20 protein-coding genes are annotated in these 19,048 nt (G+C 71.0%); 12 read left to right on the top strand and 8 right to left on the bottom strand.

Translation table 11 applies throughout. The features are described 5' to 3' along the window. Positions 1 to 2: 2 nt before the first annotated feature. From ACIBK4_RS30630 to ACIBK4_RS30620, 3 genes are read right to left on the bottom strand one after another with little or no spacing between them, the layout of a single operon-like run. On the bottom strand, positions 3 to 1,169 hold the full coding sequence (locus tag ACIBK4_RS30630) for a CaiB/BaiF CoA transferase family protein (RefSeq protein WP_398999762.1): 1,167 nt from the start codon (positions 1,167 to 1,169) through the stop codon (positions 3 to 5). Positions 1,170 to 1,199: 30 nt separating this feature from the next. Beyond that, positions 1,200 to 1,979 carry an enoyl-CoA hydratase/isomerase family protein gene (locus ACIBK4_RS30625; protein ID WP_398999760.1) on the bottom strand — a complete coding sequence of 260 codons (780 nt, stop codon included), beginning with the start codon at positions 1,977 to 1,979 and terminating at the stop codon, positions 1,200 to 1,202. A 1-nt stretch (position 1,980) separates the two neighbouring features. Next, entirely contained in the window at positions 1,981 to 2,736 is a 756-nt protein-coding gene (locus ACIBK4_RS30620; RefSeq protein ID WP_398999757.1) for an SDR family NAD(P)-dependent oxidoreductase, read from the bottom strand. Between the two features lie 85 nt (positions 2,737 to 2,821). On the opposite strand from ACIBK4_RS30620, the gene ACIBK4_RS30615 reads away from it, so the two are divergent. The 5 genes from ACIBK4_RS30615 (at position 2,822) to ACIBK4_RS30595 (ending at position 7,970) form a co-directional block, all read left to right on the top strand. Continuing rightward, positions 2,822 to 3,964, top strand: a complete 1,143-nt coding sequence (locus tag ACIBK4_RS30615) for an acyl-CoA dehydrogenase family protein (RefSeq protein ID WP_398999755.1) — start codon at positions 2,822 to 2,824, stop codon at positions 3,962 to 3,964. Positions 3,965 to 4,077: 113 nt separating this feature from the next. Beyond that, positions 4,078 to 5,652 carry an AMP-binding protein gene (locus ACIBK4_RS30610; RefSeq protein WP_398999753.1) on the top strand — a complete coding sequence of 525 codons (1,575 nt, stop codon included), beginning with the start codon at positions 4,078 to 4,080 and terminating at the stop codon, positions 5,650 to 5,652. A 4-nt stretch (positions 5,653 to 5,656) separates the two neighbouring features. Beyond that, complete coding sequence (locus tag ACIBK4_RS30605; protein WP_398999751.1) at positions 5,657 to 6,808, top strand: thiolase family protein; 1,152 nt, start codon at positions 5,657 to 5,659, stop codon at positions 6,806 to 6,808. Beyond that, positions 6,805 to 7,206, top strand: coding sequence for a Zn-ribbon domain-containing OB-fold protein (locus ACIBK4_RS30600; protein WP_398999749.1), 402 nt, complete (start codon positions 6,805 to 6,807; stop codon positions 7,204 to 7,206). Before ACIBK4_RS30605 ends, ACIBK4_RS30600 begins: the two co-directional genes overlap by 4 nt. Before the next feature lie 14 nt (positions 7,207 to 7,220). Then, the gene (locus ACIBK4_RS30595) at positions 7,221 to 7,970 is read left to right on the top strand and encodes a FadR/GntR family transcriptional regulator (RefSeq protein WP_398999746.1); all 750 of its coding nucleotides are present in this window, start codon (positions 7,221 to 7,223) and stop codon (positions 7,968 to 7,970) included. A 7-nt stretch (positions 7,971 to 7,977) separates the two neighbouring features. Here the strand turns inward: ACIBK4_RS30595 and ACIBK4_RS30590 are convergent, their stop codons facing one another. The 3 genes from ACIBK4_RS30590 to ACIBK4_RS30580 are packed head-to-tail and all read right to left on the bottom strand — an operon-like array spanning position 7,978 to position 10,945. Next, positions 7,978 to 9,000 carry an LLM class F420-dependent oxidoreductase gene (locus tag ACIBK4_RS30590; RefSeq protein ID WP_398999744.1) on the bottom strand — a complete coding sequence of 341 codons (1,023 nt, stop codon included), beginning with the start codon at positions 8,998 to 9,000 and terminating at the stop codon, positions 7,978 to 7,980. Further along, entirely contained in the window at positions 8,997 to 10,139 is a 1,143-nt protein-coding gene (locus ACIBK4_RS30585) for an acyl-CoA dehydrogenase family protein (protein ID WP_398999742.1), read from the bottom strand. The genes ACIBK4_RS30590 and ACIBK4_RS30585 overlap by 4 nt, the downstream gene beginning before the upstream one ends. A 5-nt stretch (positions 10,140 to 10,144) precedes the next feature. Next, a complete protein-coding gene (locus ACIBK4_RS30580) occupies positions 10,145 to 10,945 on the bottom strand; it encodes an enoyl-CoA hydratase/isomerase family protein (RefSeq protein ID WP_398999740.1) in 801 nt (266 codons plus the stop codon). Between the two features lie 90 nt (positions 10,946 to 11,035). On the opposite strand from ACIBK4_RS30580, the gene ACIBK4_RS30575 reads away from it, so the two are divergent. The 3 genes from ACIBK4_RS30575 (at position 11,036) to ACIBK4_RS30565 (ending at position 14,021) form a co-directional block, all read left to right on the top strand. After that, positions 11,036 to 11,902 carry a crotonase/enoyl-CoA hydratase family protein gene (locus tag ACIBK4_RS30575; protein ID WP_398999738.1) on the top strand — a complete coding sequence of 289 codons (867 nt, stop codon included), beginning with the start codon at positions 11,036 to 11,038 and terminating at the stop codon, positions 11,900 to 11,902. After that, a complete protein-coding gene (locus ACIBK4_RS30570) occupies positions 11,866 to 12,498 on the top strand; it encodes a GMC oxidoreductase (RefSeq protein ID WP_398999736.1) in 633 nt (210 codons plus the stop codon). The genes ACIBK4_RS30575 and ACIBK4_RS30570 overlap by 37 nt, the downstream gene beginning before the upstream one ends. 110 nt (positions 12,499 to 12,608) lie before the next feature. Further along, positions 12,609 to 14,021 (top strand): glycoside hydrolase family 1 protein, encoded by a 1,413-nt coding sequence (locus ACIBK4_RS30565; RefSeq protein ID WP_398999734.1) that lies wholly within the window; start codon positions 12,609 to 12,611, stop codon positions 14,019 to 14,021. Here ACIBK4_RS30565 and ACIBK4_RS30560 read toward each other — a convergent pair. Further along, positions 14,000 to 14,503, bottom strand: coding sequence for a MaoC family dehydratase (locus ACIBK4_RS30560; RefSeq protein WP_398999732.1), 504 nt, complete (start codon positions 14,501 to 14,503; stop codon positions 14,000 to 14,002). The genes ACIBK4_RS30565 and ACIBK4_RS30560 overlap by 22 nt on opposite strands. A 32-nt stretch (positions 14,504 to 14,535) precedes the next feature. Continuing rightward, positions 14,536 to 15,357, bottom strand: a complete 822-nt coding sequence (locus tag ACIBK4_RS30555; RefSeq protein ID WP_398999730.1) for an enoyl-CoA hydratase/isomerase family protein — start codon at positions 15,355 to 15,357, stop codon at positions 14,536 to 14,538. 107 nt (positions 15,358 to 15,464) lie between these two features. On the opposite strand from ACIBK4_RS30555, the gene ACIBK4_RS30550 reads away from it, so the two are divergent. The 4 genes from ACIBK4_RS30550 to ACIBK4_RS30535 are packed head-to-tail and all read left to right on the top strand — an operon-like array spanning position 15,465 to position 19,046. Continuing rightward, the gene (locus tag ACIBK4_RS30550; protein ID WP_398999728.1) at positions 15,465 to 16,586 is read left to right on the top strand and encodes an acyl-CoA dehydrogenase family protein; all 1,122 of its coding nucleotides are present in this window, start codon (positions 15,465 to 15,467) and stop codon (positions 16,584 to 16,586) included. Between the two features lie 17 nt (positions 16,587 to 16,603). Next, complete coding sequence (locus tag ACIBK4_RS30545) at positions 16,604 to 17,782, top strand: acyl-CoA dehydrogenase family protein (RefSeq protein ID WP_398999726.1); 1,179 nt, start codon at positions 16,604 to 16,606, stop codon at positions 17,780 to 17,782. After that, positions 17,779 to 18,291: a nuclear transport factor 2 family protein gene (locus ACIBK4_RS30540; protein ID WP_398999724.1), complete on the top strand. Its 513-nt coding sequence runs from the start codon at positions 17,779 to 17,781 to the stop codon at positions 18,289 to 18,291. Before ACIBK4_RS30545 ends, ACIBK4_RS30540 begins: the two co-directional genes overlap by 4 nt. Further along, on the top strand, positions 18,291 to 19,046 hold the full coding sequence (locus tag ACIBK4_RS30535; protein ID WP_390168225.1) for an SDR family NAD(P)-dependent oxidoreductase: 756 nt from the start codon (positions 18,291 to 18,293) through the stop codon (positions 19,044 to 19,046). The genes ACIBK4_RS30540 and ACIBK4_RS30535 overlap by 1 nt, the downstream gene beginning before the upstream one ends. The last annotated feature ends 2 nt before the right edge of the window (positions 19,047 to 19,048 follow it).

Raw genomic sequence — 19,048 nt, 5'->3', positions numbered from 1 at the left:
TGCTACCTCCCGGTTGTGTCGAGTTCGCGGAGTACGTCGTCGGTGTGTTCGCCGAGCGTCGGCGCACCGCTGCGTGGTTTGTCGTCAACACCCCAGAAACTGACGGGTGTTGCCACGGTCCGCAGCGGCGGGGCGTCACCCATGCCGGGCTGTTCGACGAACGCGCCGATCGCTTCTGCCTGCGGATCGGCCGCCACCTCGGCCAGGGTCTGCACCGGCGCCCACCACACGCCCTCGGCGTCGAACCGCCGTGCCCACTCGTCGAGTGGCCGACGCGCGAACTCCTCGTCGAACACGGCGATCAACTCCCGTACGTGCGCTCGCCGTTGCTTGCCCGTCGCGAACCGCTCGTCCGTCTCCAGGTCGGCGCGGCCGAGCGCCTTGACGACGCCGGGCCAGTGCCGGTTGCCCTCCAGACCGACCAGCCAGAACCAGCGGTCGTCGGCGGCCCGGTAGGAGTTGTAGAGCGGGGACTCGTGCTCGGTGCGGTGCCGGGTGCGGCCGCGCCTGCCGAAGAAGTTCTGCAGGGCGAGGTCGTTCCCGTTGGCGTAGGTGCCGGAGCGGAGCAGCGAGACGTCCACCACGCCGCCCTCGCCGGTGCGTTCGCGGCGCAGCAGCGCGGCCAGGACGCCGGCCACCAGGTTGGCGGCGGCCGTACGGTCGCCGAGTCCGGGCCGGATGCCGGGCGGAGGCTCACCGGCCGGGTTGAGCATGGCGGCGATGCCGGGGCGCGCCCAGAAGGCGGAGACGTCGTACCCGGCGCGGTCGCGCTCCGCGCCCGTCCAGCCGTAGCCCGTCAACGTGCCGACGACCAGGCGGGGATGGCGGGCGCGCAGCTCGTCCGGGGCCAGGCCCAGCCGTTCCAGCGCGCCCGGGCGGAGGTTGGTGACGAAGACGTCGGCGCGCTTCAACAGCCGTTCCAGTACGTCCTTGCCGTCCTCCGAGCGCAGGTCGAGGACGATCCCGCGCTTGCCGCGGTTGTCGGTCTCGAACGGCGGCGCGCTGTCGATGTCCTGGCCGACATGGCGGAGCGTGTAGCGGTTGGGATCGCCGGTCGGCGCCTCCACCTTCACCACGTCCGCGCCCCAGTCCGCGAGCATGGTGGCCGCGGCCGGTGCCGCCACCCACATGCCCAGTTCGACGACCGAAATGCCTTCCAGTGGCCGCACGGCCCACCTCCCTGTCTGTCGGTCCGCCCGCTACTTGCCCTGGAAGTCGCCGGGTCGGCGCTCCCGGAAGGCCTTCAGTCCCTCGATCCGGTCCTCGGTCGAGAACAGCACCGAGACGGTCTCGCGCTCGTACGAGATCGCCGCCTCCAGATCCATCCCGAGGCCGTAGTCGATCAGCCGTTTGCCCGCCGCGAGTGCCAGCGGGGCACCGGCCGTCAGCGCGGCGGCGAGTGCCTTGGCGACGCCCAACGCCGCGCCGGGCTCGGCGAGTTCGTTGACCAGGCCGAGCGCGTACGCCCGTTCCGCGTCGATCGGTTCGCCGGTGAGGATCATCTGCTTGGCGATCGTGGGCGGGATCAGACGCGGCAGGCGTTGCGTGCCGCCCGCGCCCGGTAGCACACCGAGCTTCATCTCGGGCAGGCCCAGCCGTGCGCCGCGCTCCGCCACCCGCAGGTCGCAGGCGAGCGCCAGCTCCAGACCGCCGCCGAAGGCGAACCCGTGGACGGCCGCGACCGAGGGCTTGGGGAAGTCCTCCAACAGCGCGTAGGCGTCGGTGAGTTGCTGGACGAAGGAATGGAACTGCCGGGGCGCGGTGAACGACTCGATCTCACCGATGTCGGCCCCGGCCGAGAAGGCCCGGCCGGCCCCGGTCACGACCAGGGCGCGTACGTCGTCGTTGTCGCGCAGTTCGTTCAGCGCCCGCGTCAGCTGGTCCACGGTCTCGGAGCCGATCGCGTTGAGCTGTCCCGGCCGGTCGAGGGTCAACACGGCGATTCTGTCCCGGAGTTCGACACGCAGCACGGTGCTCACCTCAGACCATCGTGAGTCCGCCGCTGACCGAGAGCGTCTGCCCGGTCATGTAGGCGGCGTCGTCGGACGCGAGGAAGGCCACCACACCGGCGATGTCGGTGGGCTGGGCGACGCGGCGCAGCGGGATCGCCCGCACGGTCGCGTCGTACATCTTCTGGCTGTACTCGGCGACCTGCCCGAGCAGCGCGGTGTCGGTCGGACCCGGGCAGACGCTGTTCACGGTGATGCCGTGCCGGGCCACCTCGCGGGCCAGGGCCTTGCCGAAGGCGATGACCCCGCCTTTCGTCGCCGAGTACACGACCTCACCGGACGAGCCGACCCGGCCGGCGTCCGAGGCGATGTGGACGATCCGGCCGTCGCCCCGCTCGATCATCGGGTCGAGGACGGCCCGGGTCATCGTGATCGTCCCGCGCAGATTGACGGCGATGATCCGGTCCCAGGTCTCCTCGGAGCTGTCGGTGAACCGGCCGATGACGTCGACGGCCGCGTTGTTCACCAGGACGTCCACCGGGCCGAGTTCGGCGGCCACCCGTTCCACGGCCGTGCGCACGGCCGCGCTGTCGGAGATGTCTGCGCCGACTCCCGTGGCCCGCACGCCGTACCGCTCCGCGAGCAGGCCCGCGACCTTGCCGGCCGCCTCCGCGTCCAGGTCGCAGACGGCGACCGCGGCTCCCTGGGCGGCGAGCCGGCCGGCGATCGCCTCGCCGATGCCGCGGCCCGCTCCGGTGACGAGCGCCACCTTGTCCCGTACGCTCACGCGCCCTCCCTCGCCCGGCTGTCGATACAGCGCTATCATATAACTACTTCAGCTAAATAAGCGAGATGCCTGAGCGGAGTCCAGCATGCGCCGAACGATCTTCACCGAGGAGCACGAGCTGTTCCGGGAGACCGCCCGCTCCTACTACCTGCGGGAATGCGCCCCGTACGCCGAGCAGTGGGAGCGGGATGGGCAGGTGAGCCGGGCCGCGTGGACGGCGGCGGGCAAGGCCGGACTCATCGGCTGGCAGTTCCCGGAGGAGTACGGCGGCCAGGGGATCCGGGACTTTCGCTACAACGCCATCATGGCGGAGGAGATGGCGGCCACCAGCTCGGTCGGCATCGGGCTCGGGCTGCAGAACGACGTCATCCCGCCCTATCTGACGAACCTCACCACCCCTGAGCAGAAGGCCCGTTGGCTGCCCGGGGTGACCAGTGGCGAGACGATCTGCGCGCTCGCGCTGTCCGAACCGGCCGCCGGCTCCGATCTCAAGGCCATCCGCACCACCGCCCGCCGGGACGGCGACGAGTGGGTGATCGACGGCTCCAAGACCTTCATCACCAACGGCATCCTGGCCGACCTGGTCATCGTCGCCTGCAAGACCGACCCGGACGCCGGGCACAAGGGCATCAGCCTGATCGTCGTCGAGCGGGATGCGGAGGGCTTCGAGCGCGGGCGCAAGCTCGACAAGGTCGGGATGAAGGCGCAGGACACCGCCGAACTCTTCTTCCACGAGGTCCGCGTCCCCGCCGAGAACCTCATCGGGCAGGAGAACCGCGGTTTCTACCACATGATGGGCAACCTCCCGACCGAGCGCCTCGCCATCGCGGTCTCCTCGCTGGCCGCCGCCGAGCGGGCATACGAACTGGCGTTGGACTACGCCAAGACCCGCACCGCGTTCGGGCAGCCGATCGGGGAGTTCCAGGCCAACCGGTTCGCCCTCGCCGACATCAAGGCCAAGCTGGGCGCCGCCCGCGTCTACGTCGACGGCTGCATCATGGCCCTGTTCCAGGGCGAGTTGACGGCCGAGGAGGCCGCGGCGGCCAAGTACTGGACCTCGGAGACCGGCTGGCAGGTCATCGACCGCTGTATGCAGCTGTTCGGCGGCTACGGCTACGTCAACGAGTACGAGATCGCCCGGATCTGGCGCGACAGCCGGGTGCAGCGGGTCTTCGGCGGCACCTCGGAGATCATGCAGGAGATCATCGGGCGTTCGCTGGGGCTCTGACATCGGGTGCACTCATTGACTACCTTGGATAAATAGGTTAGCTATTTAACCTGGATGAGTGCACGGCCGCTTCCGACTTCCGACCCCTTCCGAAAGCCCTTGGAGTCAAGAGCATGCATTCCGCCCGCCGCCTGACGTTCGGCGACATCATCCGTGAGCACCGCAGGTCCTTCCCCGACGGCATCGCCCTCGTCGACGGCGAAGTCCGGCTGACCTGGCCGCAGTTGGACGAGCGCACCAACCGCCTCGCCCAAGCCCTCACGGTCGCCGGGGTCGGCCCCGGCGACCGGATCCTCTGGTTGGGGCAGAACTCCTTCCGTATCTGGGAGCTGCTCGGTGCCGCCGCGAAGGTCGGTGCCATGGTCTGTCCCGGCTACTGGCGCTGGGCCGCTCCCGAAATGGCGTTCGCCGTCGAGGACTTCGACCCCAAGGTCGTGGTCTGGCAGGACGAGGAGATCGGCGACACGATCGGCAAGGCACGGGCCGAACTGGGCAGCGACCACCGGGCGTTGTGGCTGCGGCACGACGCGGAGGGCCCCGGCTCCTACGAGGCGTTCCTGGCCTCCGGCACGGCCGAGGACCCGGTCGTCGACGTCGACCCGGACTCCGCGCTCCTGGTCATCTACACCGCGGCGATCTCCGGACGCCAGTCCGGCTCGATGCTCTCGCACCGCAACCTCCTCGCCATGGGCGCGAGTTCCGCCTGGATGGGGGACATCGGCACCGAGGCCGCCTTCCTCGGCGCCGGGCCGATGTTCCACATCGGCAACTACCAGTTCTGGAGCGTCCCGGCCTTCGTGCACGGCGGCAAGAACGTCGTCGTCCGCCGGGTCGTCGCCGAGGAACTGCTCCCGCTACTGGCGGCGGAGCGCTGCACGCACGCGTACTTGATGCCCCCGACGATCGCCCAACTCGTCGCGCTCAACAGGGAAGCGGGCCACGACCTCTCGCACCTGCGGGCCAGCGTCGCCGCCCCCCTGTGGCAGGGCACGGTCCCCACCGACACCAGCCGCTTCACCCGCAACGGCGGCGGCGAGGGCCGCGGCTACGGCCAGACCGAGGTGACCGGCTTCGCCGTGACCGGCGCCTACGGCGGCACGGGCACCGGCAACGCGGGACGCCCCGGCCCCTTCACCGCCGTACGCATCCTGGACGGCACCGGCAAGGAGTGCGAGGTCGGTCAGGCCGGCGAGATCTGCGTCCGCGGCGACCTGGTGCACCTCGGCTACTGGAACCGGCCCGAGATCAACGAGGAGCGTTTCCGCTTCGGCTGGTGGCACACCACCGACCTCGGCCGGCGCGAGGCGGACGGCACGATCAGCTTCCTCGGCACCACGACCCGCATGCTCAAGTCGGCGGCGGAGAACATCTTCCCGGCCGAGGTGGAGAACTGCATCGAGTCCCACCCGGCGGTGAAGGAGGCCGCCGTCATCGGCGTCCCGAACGAGCGCTGGGCGCAGGACGTCAAAGCGGTCGTCGTCCTCCACCCGGACGCCGAACCCGTCACGGCGGCGGACGTCATCGAGCACTGCCGGGCGCGCATCGCCTCGTACAAGAAGCCGAAGACGGTGGAGTTCGTCGAGGCGTTGCCGCGCACCAAGGACTTCGCCAAGGACTACGAGGCGCTCGACGAGCGCTTCGGCGGGGGCGGCTACCCCGGCGGCGAGCAGCTCGGCGCGGGGCGGTGACGGCATGAGCGACCGCCAGCCCGTCGTCGTCGGCGTGCACGCCACCGAGCAGGCCCTGTCCCTTCCGCACCGCGACGCGATGGGCCTCGCCCTCGAAGCGGTACGCGGCGCGATCGAGGATGCCGGGCTGACCCCGGGGGACGTCGACGGCGCCCAGGTCGACTGGCCCGGTCCGGGCGGTGTGCCCGGCGAGGGCAGCTCCTGGGCGCGGATGCTGGGCCGGGACCTGCGCTGGACCAGCGACTCGATGCTCGACAATGCGGGCTCGCGGGGCCTGTTGAAGGCGGCGGCGGCCGTACGGGCCGGGCTCGCCGACACCGTCGTGGTCGGCGGCTGCAAGCTGGTCTCGCGCGGCACGGGTCCCGTCGGAGCCGGAGTGCCGCTGGAGTTCGCCGACGTCTGGGGCAGCTACGTCGTCGCCCAGTTCGCGCTGGTGGCGGCCCGGCACATGCACCAGTACGGGACGACCGCCCGCCAGCTCGCCGAGGTCGCCGCCACCGTCCGCAACAACGGCACCACCAATCCGGAGGCGATGATGTACGGCCGCGGCCCGTACACCGCGGACGACGTGCTCGCCTCCCGCATGGTGGCCACCCCGTTCCACCTGCTGGACTGCTGCATCGTCGGCGAGGGCGGCGCCGCCCTCGTGGTGACCACCGCCGAACGGGCCCGGGACCTGCCCCACCCGCCCGTCGCCGTACTCGGCGGCGGCATGGAGTACCACCAGGCCGCGTACGCCAACCCCGCCCTGTACCGCGAGGTCGGACAGCTCGGCCGGGACGCGGCCACCCGTGCCTACGACATGGCGGGCATCGGCCCGCAGGACGTGGACGTCTTCTCCCTCTACGACCCCAACTCCTTCGAGATCATCCGGCAGTTGGAGATCCTCGGGCTGTGCGGCGAGGGCGAGGGAGGCCCCCTGGCGGCCAGCGGTGCCATCGCCGTCGGCGGCAAGCACCCCGTCAATCCCGACGGCGGCTGCCTGGCGTACGCGTGGAACGGAACGCAGCAGATGACCCTCAAAGTCGTCGAAGCCGTACGGCAGTTGCGCGGCACCGCCGTCCACCAGGTCGAGGGCGCGGAGCTGGCGGTCGTCGGCAACGCCGGCTCCGGCGCGCAGCACTACGAGATGAGCGTGCTGGGGAGGACACGATGAGCCGCCCCGTGCCCGTGCCCACCCCTCTGTCCCAGCCGTTCTGGGACGCGGCCCGGCGCGGTGACCTGGTCGTCCCGCACTGCCCGGCCTGCGGGCTGCGCTTCCTCGTGCCCGAACCCGCCTGCCCCGGCTGCATGTCGACGGACTGGCGGTACGTGCCCAGTGCCGGCCGGGGCACCGTCTACTCGGTGACCGTGGTCCACCGCGCACCCGGGCCCGGCTTCGAGACACCGTTCGCGCTGGCCGTGATCGACCTGGACGAGGGCGGCACCCTGCTGTCCCACGTCGACGCGGGCGACCCGGACGACGTCGTCATCGGCATGCGGGTGCGGGTGGACTTCCGGCCCCTCACCGACGAGATCACCCTGCCGTACTTCGTGCCGCTCCCAGCCGACTGAAGGAGTTGGATGCCGTGACGAACACGCCGGTACGGGTCCCCAAGATGGCCGAGCTGGTGGCGGCACAGCTGCGCCGCAAGATCGTGCGCGGGGAACTGGCCGAGGGTGAGGCGCTGCCCGCCGAAACGGCCCTGATGGCGGAGTTCGCCGTCTCCCGGCCGACCCTGCGCGAGGCGTTCCGGGTCCTGGAGTCGGAGTCACTGATCAGCGTGCGCCGGGGCGCCCGGGGCGGGGCACGGGTGCAGGTCCCGGAGGGCACGGTCGCCGCCCGCTACGCGGGAGTCGTCCTGGAGTACCGTGGCACGACCCTCAAGGACGTCTACGACGCCCGTACGGTCATCGAGGCGCCGTGCGCCGGTCTGCTGGCCGAGCGCCGCACGGACCGGGACCTGGAGCGGCTGCGGGCCTCCGTCGCCGAGGCGGAGAGGCTCATGGACGACCCCTCGGCCTTCATCCGCGCCCACATGGAGTTCCACGCCCTCGTCGTCGAACTCGCCGGCAACGAGACGCTGAGCGTCCTCAACGGCATGGTCCGGCACATCATCGACCAGGCGAACTGGTCCCACGTCGACCTCGACGCCGGCAGCCCCGAGAACATCCGGGCCAACCGCCGGGGCTTCCGCGCCCACGGCGCCCTCGTCGAACTGGTCGCCGGGCGCCGCACCGAGGCCGCCGAGGAACTGTGGCGCCTCCATCTCCAGGAGGCCGAGGACTACCTGCTGCAGAGCAGGTCCATGACGACGGTCCTGGACCTGCTCGGCTGACGTACCGTCAACTCCCGTGCAGTTCCTGCACGATGGGCTCCCACACCTCGGCGTCGATCTCGTACGCGGTGTAGAAGGACACCCGGTCGACCAGACTCCCGTACCGGCGCCTGATCTCGCCCGCCACCCGCTCCGGCTCCGCGACGACCGCGAAGGTGTGGAGCACCTCGTCGTCGACGAGGCCGCCCATCGCGTCCCACTTGTCCTCGCGGGACGACTTCGACAACGCGTTGAGTTCGTCGCCGAGTTCGCCCCAGCCGTGCAGCTCCAGGACGCCGCGATACGCGGGTGTGCTGCCGTAGAAGGCGATCTGGCGGCGGGTGCCGTCGATCGCGCGGGCCAGCTCCTCCTCGGTGCGGCCGGTCGCGGTGAGGAGGAGATGGGAGACGGAGAAGTCGTCGCGCGTGCGACCGGACCGTTCGAGGCCCAACTGGACGGTCGGGAGGGTCACTTCCCGCAGATACCGCTCGGTGGTGAAGCCGTGCGCCAGGAGCCCGTCGGCGACCTCGCCCGCCACCCGGGTCATCGCCTCGCCGACCGCGGCCACGAAGACCTTCGGGGCGCCGCCGGGGGCGGGCGGGGGAGAGAAGAAGGGGGACATGAGCGTGTGCGTGTAGAAGTCGCCGCGGAAGTCGAGCTTCTCGCCCTCGTTCCAGGCGGACCAGATGGCGCGCAGCGCGCTCACGTACTCCCGCATACGGGCGGCGGGGCGGCTCCACGGCATCGAGAAGCGCCGTTCGACGTGCGGTTTGATCTGGCTGCCCAGGCCGAGCGAGAAACGCCCGCCGGAGTAGGTCTGCAAGTCGTGTGCGGTGTAGGCGAGTTGCATGGGGGAGCGGGCGAACGCCACCGCGATCGCGGTGCCCACCTCCAGCCGCTCGGTGTGCTCGGCCGCGAGCAGCAGCGGCAGGAACGGGTCGTGTTTCGACTCCGAGGCCCACAGGCCGTCGTAGCCCGCCTTCTCGTGGTGGAGGGCCTCCGCCACGACCTCCGCGGTGCCCCACACGCTGAGTTTGCCGTCGACCTTCATGCCGCTCCCTTTGCCGTGACCGTGTCCAACCCGATGCGCCGCGCGAGGAGTTCGCGGTGGTACGCCGGGTCCCCGAACAGGAGTTGTGACGTCTTGGCCCGCTTCAGATACAGGTGGGCCGGGTGCTCCCACGTGAAGCCGATGCCCCCGTGGACCTGGATGTTCTGTTCCGTCGCCTGCAGACAGGCGTCCGAGCAGAACGCCTTGGCCAGGCTCGCCACCGCGGGCAGCTCCGGGTCCTCGCCCTCGGCGGCGAGCAGCGCGAAGTGCGCGGCGGCACGCGCCGACTCCACTTCGAGGAGGACGTCGGCGAGCAGGTGTTTCACGGCCTGGAAAGAACCGATGGGCCGCCCGAACTGGTGCCGTACCTTGGCGTATTCCACTGCCATGCCCAGTGCGCGGGAGGCCACCCCGACCTGCTCGGCGGCGAGCGCCACCGCGGCCCGGTCGAGCACCTGCGAGACGAGATCCCAGCCGTCGCCGTGCGTCCGCAGCCGGGTCGCCGGCACGTCGTCGTAGTCGAGGCGGGCCTGTCGGCGGGTCGGGTCCATCGTGGGCAGGAGAACGCGGGTCAGTCCGGCCGCGTCGCCGTCCACCCAGAAGACGCCGATGCCGTCGTCGGTGCGGGCGACGGTGAGGACGACATCGGCGGTGGCGCCGTCCAGGACGAACATCTTGTGCCCGCTGAGCAGCCAACACCCGTCTGCCGCACGGGCGTTGAGTTGAATTCCCGTCGCGTCCCAGCATGCCGAGTCCTCGGTCAGGGCCAGCGTCCCGACCAGTTCACCCGAAGCGAGCCCCGGCAGTAGACGCTTACGGGCGTCCTCGTCGTCGCTGCGCAGCAGCGTGGTCGTCGCCAGTACGGCCGAGGCGAGGAAGGGCGTGCACACCAGCGCCCGGCCCAACTCCTCCATGACCGCGCCCACTTCGACCGGACCGCACCCGGCACCGCCGTACTCCTCGGGAACGGCCAGCCCCTGCAGGCCGAGTTCCGTCCCCATCCGGCGCCACAGCGCCCGGTCGAAGCCCTCCGGGGTCTCCATCAGCCGCCGCGTCTCGGTCTCGGGCGAGGTGTCCGCGAGGAACGCCCGTACCGTGCGCCGCAGTTCGTCCTGCTCGTCACTGAAGGCGAAGTCCATGCCGCTCAGCCCTCCGCACGGGCTCGGCGACGGCCGCGCGAGGCGATGATCTTCTCCACTGTGGCGATGTGGTCCGGGTCGTGCATGCTGTCCTGTTCCGCGAGCAGTGCCGGCTCCAGTACGGCGGCCATGGCCTGCTCCAGATGCAGGTTCACCGCCCGCTTGGTGCCGCGCAGCGCCTGCGCGGGCAGGGCGGCCAGCCGTCCGGCCATGTCCATGGCCTCGTCCAGTAGCTTGTCCTTCGGCACGACACGATTGGCGATGCCGAGCCGGACCGCCTCCTCGGCGCTCACCCGGTCGCCCAGGAACAGGAGTTCCTTCGCGCGGGTCAGGCCGACGAGCAGCGGTAGGACGAGCGCGCCGCCGTCGCCCGCGACGAGACCGACCTGGACGTGCGGGTCGGCCACATAGGCGTCGTCCGCGATCAGCACCAGGTCGCTCAGCAGGGCCAGGCTGCAACCGAGGCCCACGGCGGGCCCGTTGACCGCGGCGATCACCGGCAATGGGCAGCGGACCAGGCCGGTGATGATCCGCCGGGCTTCGTCGACGTTCTGCTGCCGGAAGACGGGGTCGCGCTGGACCCGGGTCATGATGTCGAAGTTGCCGCCCGCGCTGAACGCCCGTCCCCGTCCGGTGAGCACGACCACCCGCGCCTCCGGGTCGTCGGCGACCGTGTCCCAGACCGACGCGAGGCCGGAGTGCAACTCCTCGCTCATCGCGTTGAGTTGGTCGGGCCGGTTCAGCTCGATCAGCCGGACCGGCCCGAGGGCCGTCACCACCAGATCCGTCATCTCCACCGCCACCATCCAGGAACAGTTCAGTAGAGTTGAATGCTATAACTAATTGAGCTCTATGAGAACCAGGTCGCGGAGTGACGAGCCCGACGGAGGACGCGCATGCCGGAGCAGGAGTACGAGACCGTGCGGGCCGAGGTGAGGGACCGGATCCTCACCGTCACGCTCAACCGGCCCGAGAGGCTGAACGCCTTCAATCCGCAGATGATGGGCGACCTCATCGACGTCTTCGACGCGGCCGACGCCGACGACGACGTGCGGGTGATCGTGGTGACCGGAGCCGGGCGCGGGTTCTGCGCGGGCGCGGACGTCAGCTCCGGCGGGTCCTCCTTCGACCACCGCCGGGCGGGTGCCTGGCACCGGGACACCGGTGGCCGGGTCGCGCTGCGGATCTTCTCCAGCACCAAGCCGGTCATCGCGGCGATCAACGGCCCGGCAGCAGGCGTCGGGGCCAGCATGACCCTGCCCATGGACATCCGGCTGGCCTCGACCTCGGCGAAGTTCGGCTTCGTGTTCGCGCGCCGGGGCATCGTGCCGGAATCCGCGGCGAGCTGGTTCCTGCCCCGGGCCGTGGGGATGCAACGGGCCATGGAATGGGTGGCCACCGGCCGCGTCTTCGGCCCCGACGAGGCCCTGTCGGCCGGGCTGGTGCGCTCTGTCCATCCGCCAGAGGAGCTGCTGCCGGCCGCGTACGAACTCGCCCGGGAGATCGCCGACAACACCTCGGCGGTCTCGGTCGCCCTCTCCCGCCAGATGATGTGGCGCATGCTGGGCGAGCCGCATCCGATGGCGGCGCACCGGCTCGACTCGCGGATCATGAGCCAGATCGGCGGCGGCCCGGACCCCATGGAGGGCGTCGAGTCCTTCCTCGCCAAACGACCCCCCGAGTTCCCGGGCCGGGTCAGCAAGGACATGCCGGCAGTCTATCCCTGGTGGCCGGAGGAGGAGTTCCGGCCCTTCGGGGAGTAGGCGGCACCGGAGCCGGGGGCGGCGCGCTCGCTCGCGGACTCCGGTGTGTGGAACGGCCGTTGGCATCTCGGCACGGGCATCGGGCATGTCCTGCGCCCACAGTCGAGGGGCGCCGCCGCGCCGCCTCGGAGGCACCTCTCACCGCGACGACTCCGACGACTCCGACGACAAGAACATCGAGGTGCTCACCTCCGCCGCCCACGCCGAACCACCACGGTTCCGAGCACGTCCGCCGCGCCGGGGCCGCCTCCTTCCGCCGTATGCGTCAGGACTCCGGGGCCACCGCGATCACCGACCGGATCATGGCCGAAACGCTCCCCGGTTTCACCGCCCGCGACGACGAGGAGATCGTCGACGCGGCCCTCGACCACGGCCGCCGCGGCCATCATGTGGTCGGCATTCGCCTGGCGCGCCCGGTCGCGGATGATCTCGTGGACGCCCGTCCGCGCCCGCGCGGCACCGCCGGCCTGCGGATCGTCGACCGCTCGGCCCTGCCGGCCATGTTCTCCCGCGACCTCGACGCGACGATCACGGCCATGGCCGGCGGCCCGCCGACCCCACCCTGTACACGGGCCGACCCCGCCCCGACACTTTGACGGACCGATGAGATCTGTCCGAAACATTGTCGTCGTATCCCCGAAGTGTTAGCGTCCGGACGGCGGGCATTCAGTTGAATGCGTTAGCTATTCCGCCCGGGACGGTGACCATGAGCGATGGTTTCCTGCATGAGTCTTTCCACGGTGTCGACTGGGGAGTCGCCACCGCGGACGCCATCGCGGCCCCACCGCCGCCCCCGCCGGAACGCGCGGGGCACTTCAGGCAGTGGACCGACGACATCCGGCAGCTGGTCGGCGTCACGCCCGACACGCACCGGATGGTCGCCGGATGGCCGCTGCTCCAGCCCGACGGCCCCGGCAGCTGGGACCACGCGGCCCTGGACCGCTGCGACCGCGAACTCGACGCCCTGCTCGAACTCGGCCTGCGCCCCTGCCTCACCCTGTTCGACCGGTCGCTGCCGCAGTGGCTGGAGGAGCGCGGGGGCTGGCTGGAGCGCGACACAGCCGAGCACTTCGCCGCCTACGCCGCCGAGTTGGGCCGCCGCTACGGCGACCGCGTCACCCGCTGGATCACCTCCACCGACCTCGCGGGACCCACCCTCGCCGACCACGTGGCCGGGATGTACACCCCGGGCCGGGGCATCGGCCGCGCCGGCCTGCCCGCCGTCCACCACATCCTGCTCGCCAACGGACTTGCGACCCGCGCTCTCCGTGCCGTCGGCGTGAGCGGCCGGATCGGGACCACGGTCACCCTCGTCGGCGGCTACGCGGCCACCGACGATCCCTTCGACCGGCTCGCCCTGGACCGCCTGCTGAGCTGGACCAACCGCCTCTTCCTCGACCCCCTGCTGCTCGGCGAGCACATGGTGACCGAGGACGACGACGTCTCACCGGTCCAGGACACCGGCTGCGTACGCCCGGGGGACCTGGACGTCATCGCCACCCCGCAGGACCTGCTCGGCCTGTCCTGGCACACCCCGTTCCGCGTCACCGCACCGGAGAACCTCGCCCGCGCGCTGCCGGCCGACAAGTGCCAGAGCAGGCTCAACGAGGTCAACCGCCTCCTGGTCGGCCTGGGCTTCGCGGTCGTCCCCTTCGACGACGTGGAGACGACGGCGTACGGCTGGCCCATCCTCCCCGAGGGCCTGGCCGACGCCGTCGCGGACCTCCACGATCTCTACGGCGACCTGCTGCCGCCGCTGTCCGTCGTCGACAACGGCATGGGCGACCTCGACCTCGTCGACGAGACCGGCCACAGCGACGACGCCCGGCGCCTCGCCCTGCTGCGCGCCCGGCTGTCCTGGCTGGGCCGGGTGATCCAGCGGGGTGTTGACATCTGCGGCTACGAGTACTGGTCGGTGCTCGACAACCTGGAGGCGAAGTTCCGCTACACCCGTCTCTACGCGATGGCGGTACCCGACCACGAGCCCCCGCCGCGCCCGCCCATGCCCTCGGACTGGATGCGGGCCGGAGCCTTCGCCGGACCCGAGACACAGGGCCCGGCGGCCGGGCTGACCCTGGTCCCGCCAGGCCCCCGGGATCAGCGCGTCGGAGCCTCGTAGTCCCGGCCCCGGATCAGCCGCACCGGCGTGTAGACGAGCACATCCTCGTCCCGCTGGTTGCGTACGGTGATACGGCTCGTCACCACACCCCGGCCGGGCTTGCCGGACGGCCGACACCCTGTGGTCTCCACGACGGCGTACAGCGTGTCGCCGACATACACCGGGCCCTGCACGGTCAGTTCCATGTGCAGGAACGCCAGACCCGTGCCGTGCAGCACGTTCGTCTGGAGCACGAGCCCTTCCGCGATGCAGTACGTCAACGCGCCCGGCACCAGCCGCCCGCTGTAGCCGCCGTCGGCCGCGTGCGAGGCGTCCCAGAAGAGGGGCTCGTTGAAGCCGCCCCAGGTGACGAAGTTGATGAGATCAGTCTCGGTGACCGTGCGGCGGGCGGTGCGGAAGACCTGCCCGACCGGCATCTCCTCGTAGGTCAACCCCCGTACCAGCGGGGGGATTTCGGTGGCGGTGGTGGGCTCTGCCGTCATCGCGCGCTCCTCGTGCCTCGTGCGTCCGTGGGTCACAGGTCGATCGGGTGTTTGCCGCCCACGCCCTCGAAGTCCGGGGCGCGCTTCTCGCGGTGGGCGGCGAGTCCCTCGACGACCTCGTGCCCGCCGAACCCGAAGAACTCCAGCCCCAGCGAGGCCTCGAAGAGCGGCTGGGCCGTGCGGTACCAGTGGTTGAGGGACCGCTTGGTCCAGCTGAGGGCACTGGCGGGCCCGGCGGCCAGCAGGGTCGCGACCCGCAGGCCCTCGGCGTGCACGTCCTCGTCGTCCACGCACTTCGACACCAGGCCGATCCGCTCGGCCTCCTCGCCGGTCAGCGCCTCGCAGGTCAGCAGGTAGTACTTGGCCTTGGCCATCCCGCACAGCAGCGGCCAGCAGATCGCCGCGTGGTCGCCGGCCGCCACCCCGAGCCGGGTGTGCCCGTCGACGATCTTCGCTCTGCGTCCGGCGATCGAGATGTCCGCCAGCATGCCGACGACCAGCCCCGCGCCGACCGCCGGGCCGTGGATCGCGGAGACCACCGGCTTCGAGCAGTTGATCACCCCGTAGACCATGTCCCGCGCCTCCCGCATCGTCCGGGCGCGCACGGCGTAGTCCTCGGTCATCGCCTCGATGGAGTCGAAGGTCCCGCCCGCCGAGAACGCCTTGCCGGCCCCCTGGACCAAGACCGCGCGGGTCTCCTCGTCCCGGTCGATGACGGGCCAGACGTCGGCCAGTTCCCCGTGCATGCGCGGATCCACGGCGTTGAGGTTCGGCGCGTCGAGCACGATGCGCAGCACACCGGGCGCGGGCCGCTCGAAGGTCAGGCTCGTGAACGGTGAGTAGGGATCGGTCACGTCGCGCTCCTGGTGTATTCAGTACGTATACTATAATTATCTAACTGTATCGAGAGGCGGGCGGCAAGCGTCCGGCACACGGGCGCACCGAGGACGGGAAGCTCGGCATGGATCTCACCTTCAGCGAGGAACAGCACGAACTGCGCACGGTCGTACGGTCGTTCCTCACCCGGCACGCCACCGAGGCGGACGTGCGCCGCCTGGCCGCCGACCCGAGCGGACACGATCCGCGGATCTGGCGGCGGATGGCCACGGAAATCGGACTCCAGGGACTCGCCGTACCGGAGGAGTACGGCGGCTCAGGCTTCGGCTACGTCGATCTCGGCGTCGTCTTCGAGGAGACGGGCCGCGCCCTGCTGTGCGCCCCGTACTTCGCCACCGTCGCCCTGGCCGCCGAGGCGCTGCTGCGCTGCGACGACGAGGCAGCACGCGCCGATCTCCTCCCGGGCATCGCCTCCGGCGAGACGGTGGCCACGCTCGCCCTCACCGAGGACAGCGGGCGCTGGGACGAGCCGGGCATCCACCTCAACGCCCGTGCCGGAGCGAGCGGTTGGCGACTCACGGGCGTGAAGACCTACGTCCCCGACGGACACCTCGCCGACCTGCTCCTGGTCGTCGCCCGCACCCCCGCAGGCGTCAGCCTCTTCGCGGTCACGACCGCCGACGCCCCGGGCCTCACCCGCACCCCCCTCCCCACCCTCGACCAGACCCGCAAACAGGCCCGCGTCACCTTCACGGACACCCCCGCCCGCCTGCTGGGCACCGACGGCACGGCCTGGCCGGTGCTCGAACGCACCCTCGCGACGGCCGCCGTCCTCCTGGCCGTCGAACAGGTCGGCGGAGCCGCCGCAGCTCTGGACACGGCGGTCGGCTACGCCAAGATCCGCGAGCAGTACGGCCGCCCCATCGGCTCGTTCCAGGGCATCAAGCACAAGTGCGCCGACATGCTCGTCGAGATCGAGTCCGCCCGCTCGGCCGCGTACGCCGGACTGTGGGCCCTGGACGCCGGTGACGAGACGGAGATCGCCGTCGCGGCGGCCCTCGCCCAGGCCTTCTGCTCCGAGGCATTCACCAAGGTGGCCACTGACACCATCCAGGTCCACGGCGGCATCGGCTTCACCTGGGAACACCCCGCGCACCTCTACCTCAAGCGGGCGAAGAGCTCCGAGGCGCTGCTCGGCACGCCCGCGTACCACCGGGAACTGCTCGCCGCCCGGCTCGGCATCTGACACCAGGAGAGGCAGACATGGAAGTGGATTTCGGGCCCGCCGTACGCGACTTCCGCGACGAACTGCGGGACTGGTTCGCGGAACACCTCGTGGGGGAGTTCGCCGAGCACCGGGGCGTGGGCGGCCCCACCGACGGCGCGGCCTGGGACGTACGCCTGGCCTGGGACCGCGAGCTGTCGGCCGGGAACTGGCTCGGCGTGGGCTGGCCGAAGGAGTACGGCGGACGCGGCCTCGGACTGATCGAGGAGATCGTCTTCGAGTACGAGTACGCCCGCGTGAACGCCCCCTACCGCGCCACCGTCAACGCCCTCGACCTGCTCGGCCCGATGCTCCTCGCGATGGGCGACGAGGCCCAGAAGAAGCGCTTCCTGCCACCGATCCTCGCCGTCGAGGAACTGTGGGGGCAGGGCTTCAGCGAGCCCGGCGCGGGCTCCGACCTGGCGTCCGTCCGCACCCGCGCCGAGCGTGACGGTGACGAGTGGGTGGTGAACGGGCAGAAGGTGTGGACCTCGTTCGGCGTCCACGCCGACTGGCTCTACGTCCTCACCCGCACCGACCCCGACTCCCGGCGCCACAAAGGCCTCACGCTGCTGCTCCTCCCGACCGACCAGCCGGGTGTGGAGATCCGCCCCATCCGCAACCTCGCCGGCCAGGACGAGTTCGCCGAGGTGTTCCTCTCCGACGCGCGCACCGGCGCGGACATGGCCGTAGGCGAGGTCGGCCAGGGCTGGCGCACGGCAATGGCCACGCTCGGCATCGAACGCGGCACCACCCTGCTGCCCCAGCAGCTCGGCTTCGAGCGCGAGGCCGAGGCACTGATCGACCTGGCCCGCGCGCGGGGCGCGCTCGACGACCCCATGCTGCGCCGCCGGATCCTGGATGCCTGGATCTCCGTACGCATCATGCGCACCACCAACCTGCGGACCATCGCCGAACTGACCGCGGGCCGCACACCGGGCGCCCAGGCCACCACGGCGAAGCTCTACGCCTCGACCCGCCACCAGCAACTCGGCCATCTGGCCATGGAGTTGGCCGGACCCGCCGGGCAGATCGTGGGCGAGGACTACGAACTCGACACCCGGCAGCGCTCGTTCCTGCTCTCCCTCGCGGAGACGATCTACGGCGGTTCGAGCGAGATCCAGCGAAACATCATCGGGGAACTGCTCCTCGGTCTGCCGAGGGAGCCGCGGCCATGACCTCGATCGAGGACCGCCTCGACCGCATCGAGTCGCACCTGGCCATCCAGCAACTGCCCATCCGCTACGCCCTGGCCGTGGACTCCCGCGACCTGGACGCCTGGGTCGGCTGCTTTCGCCCCGACGTCGACATGGGGCGCCACGGCCGGGGACGAGAGGTCCTGCGGCAGCACATCGAGCCGCTGGTGCGCGGTTTCCACCGGTCGGTGCATCAACTCTGCGGCCACCGCATCGAGTTCACCGGCCGCGACACCGCGACCGGCGCGGTCTACTGCCGCGCCGAGCACGAGGTCGGCGACCGGTGGATCGTGATGGCGATCTGCTACTTCGACGACTACGCGCGCGTCGACGGCGACTGGTACTTCTCCCGGCGCCGCGAACAGCACTGGTACGCGGCCGACGTGACCGACCGCCCCCAGGCGGTGGGCTTCACCGGCTGGGAGGGCGCGGGGGAACCGGCGCTGCCCGACGCCTTCCCCACCTGGACGACCTTCTGGAAGGAGACGTGATGACACGGTTGTCAGGCAGGACGGCGTTGGTCACCGGCGGAGGTCAGGGCGTGGGTCGCGGCATCGCTCTCGCGCTGGCGGCCGAGGGCGCGGCCGTGGTCATCACCGGCCGCACGGAGACCAAGCTGAAGGACACCGCCGGGGAGATCGCCGAGCGCGGCGGGCGGGCGTACACCGTGGTCGGGGACGTGGGGGAGCGGGACGACGTCGACCGGATGGTGGCCGAGACGGTACGGGAGTTCGGCGGGCTCGACGTGCTCGTCAACAACGCCCAGTCCTCGGTGCAGCGACGGCTGGAGAAGACGTCGTACGACGATGTCGAACTCACCTACCGCAGCGGGCCGTTGGCAGTCTTCCACGCGATGCAGGCAGCCCTGCCCCACCTGAAGGAGAGCCGCGGCAGCGTCGTGAACCTCGGTTCCTCGGCGGCGGTGCAGGGCGAGGCGACATTCGCGGCTTACGCCATGGCCAAGGAGGCGATCCGTGGGCTGAGCCGGGTCGCCGCGCGGGAGTGGGGACGGTACGGGATCCGCGTGAACGTCGTCTGCCCGGCCGCGCTCAGCCCGGCGGCGGAGGACTATCTGGCCGCGCATCCGCAGAAGGCGGAGGAACTGGCCAGGGAGATCCCGTTGGGGCGGCTCGGCGCACCTGAGGCGGACATCGGCCGGGCGGTGGCCGCGCTGGTGAGCGACGACATGGCGTATCTGACCGGCGCGACGCTGATGTTGGAGGGCGGCCGGACCCTGATCGGGTGAGG

Origin of the sequence: Streptomyces sp. NPDC050528, assembly GCF_044457795.1 — a bacterium.
Lineage (GTDB): Bacteria > Actinomycetota > Actinomycetes > Streptomycetales > Streptomycetaceae > Streptomyces.
This window is presented reverse-complemented; position numbering and strand designations above follow the sequence as displayed.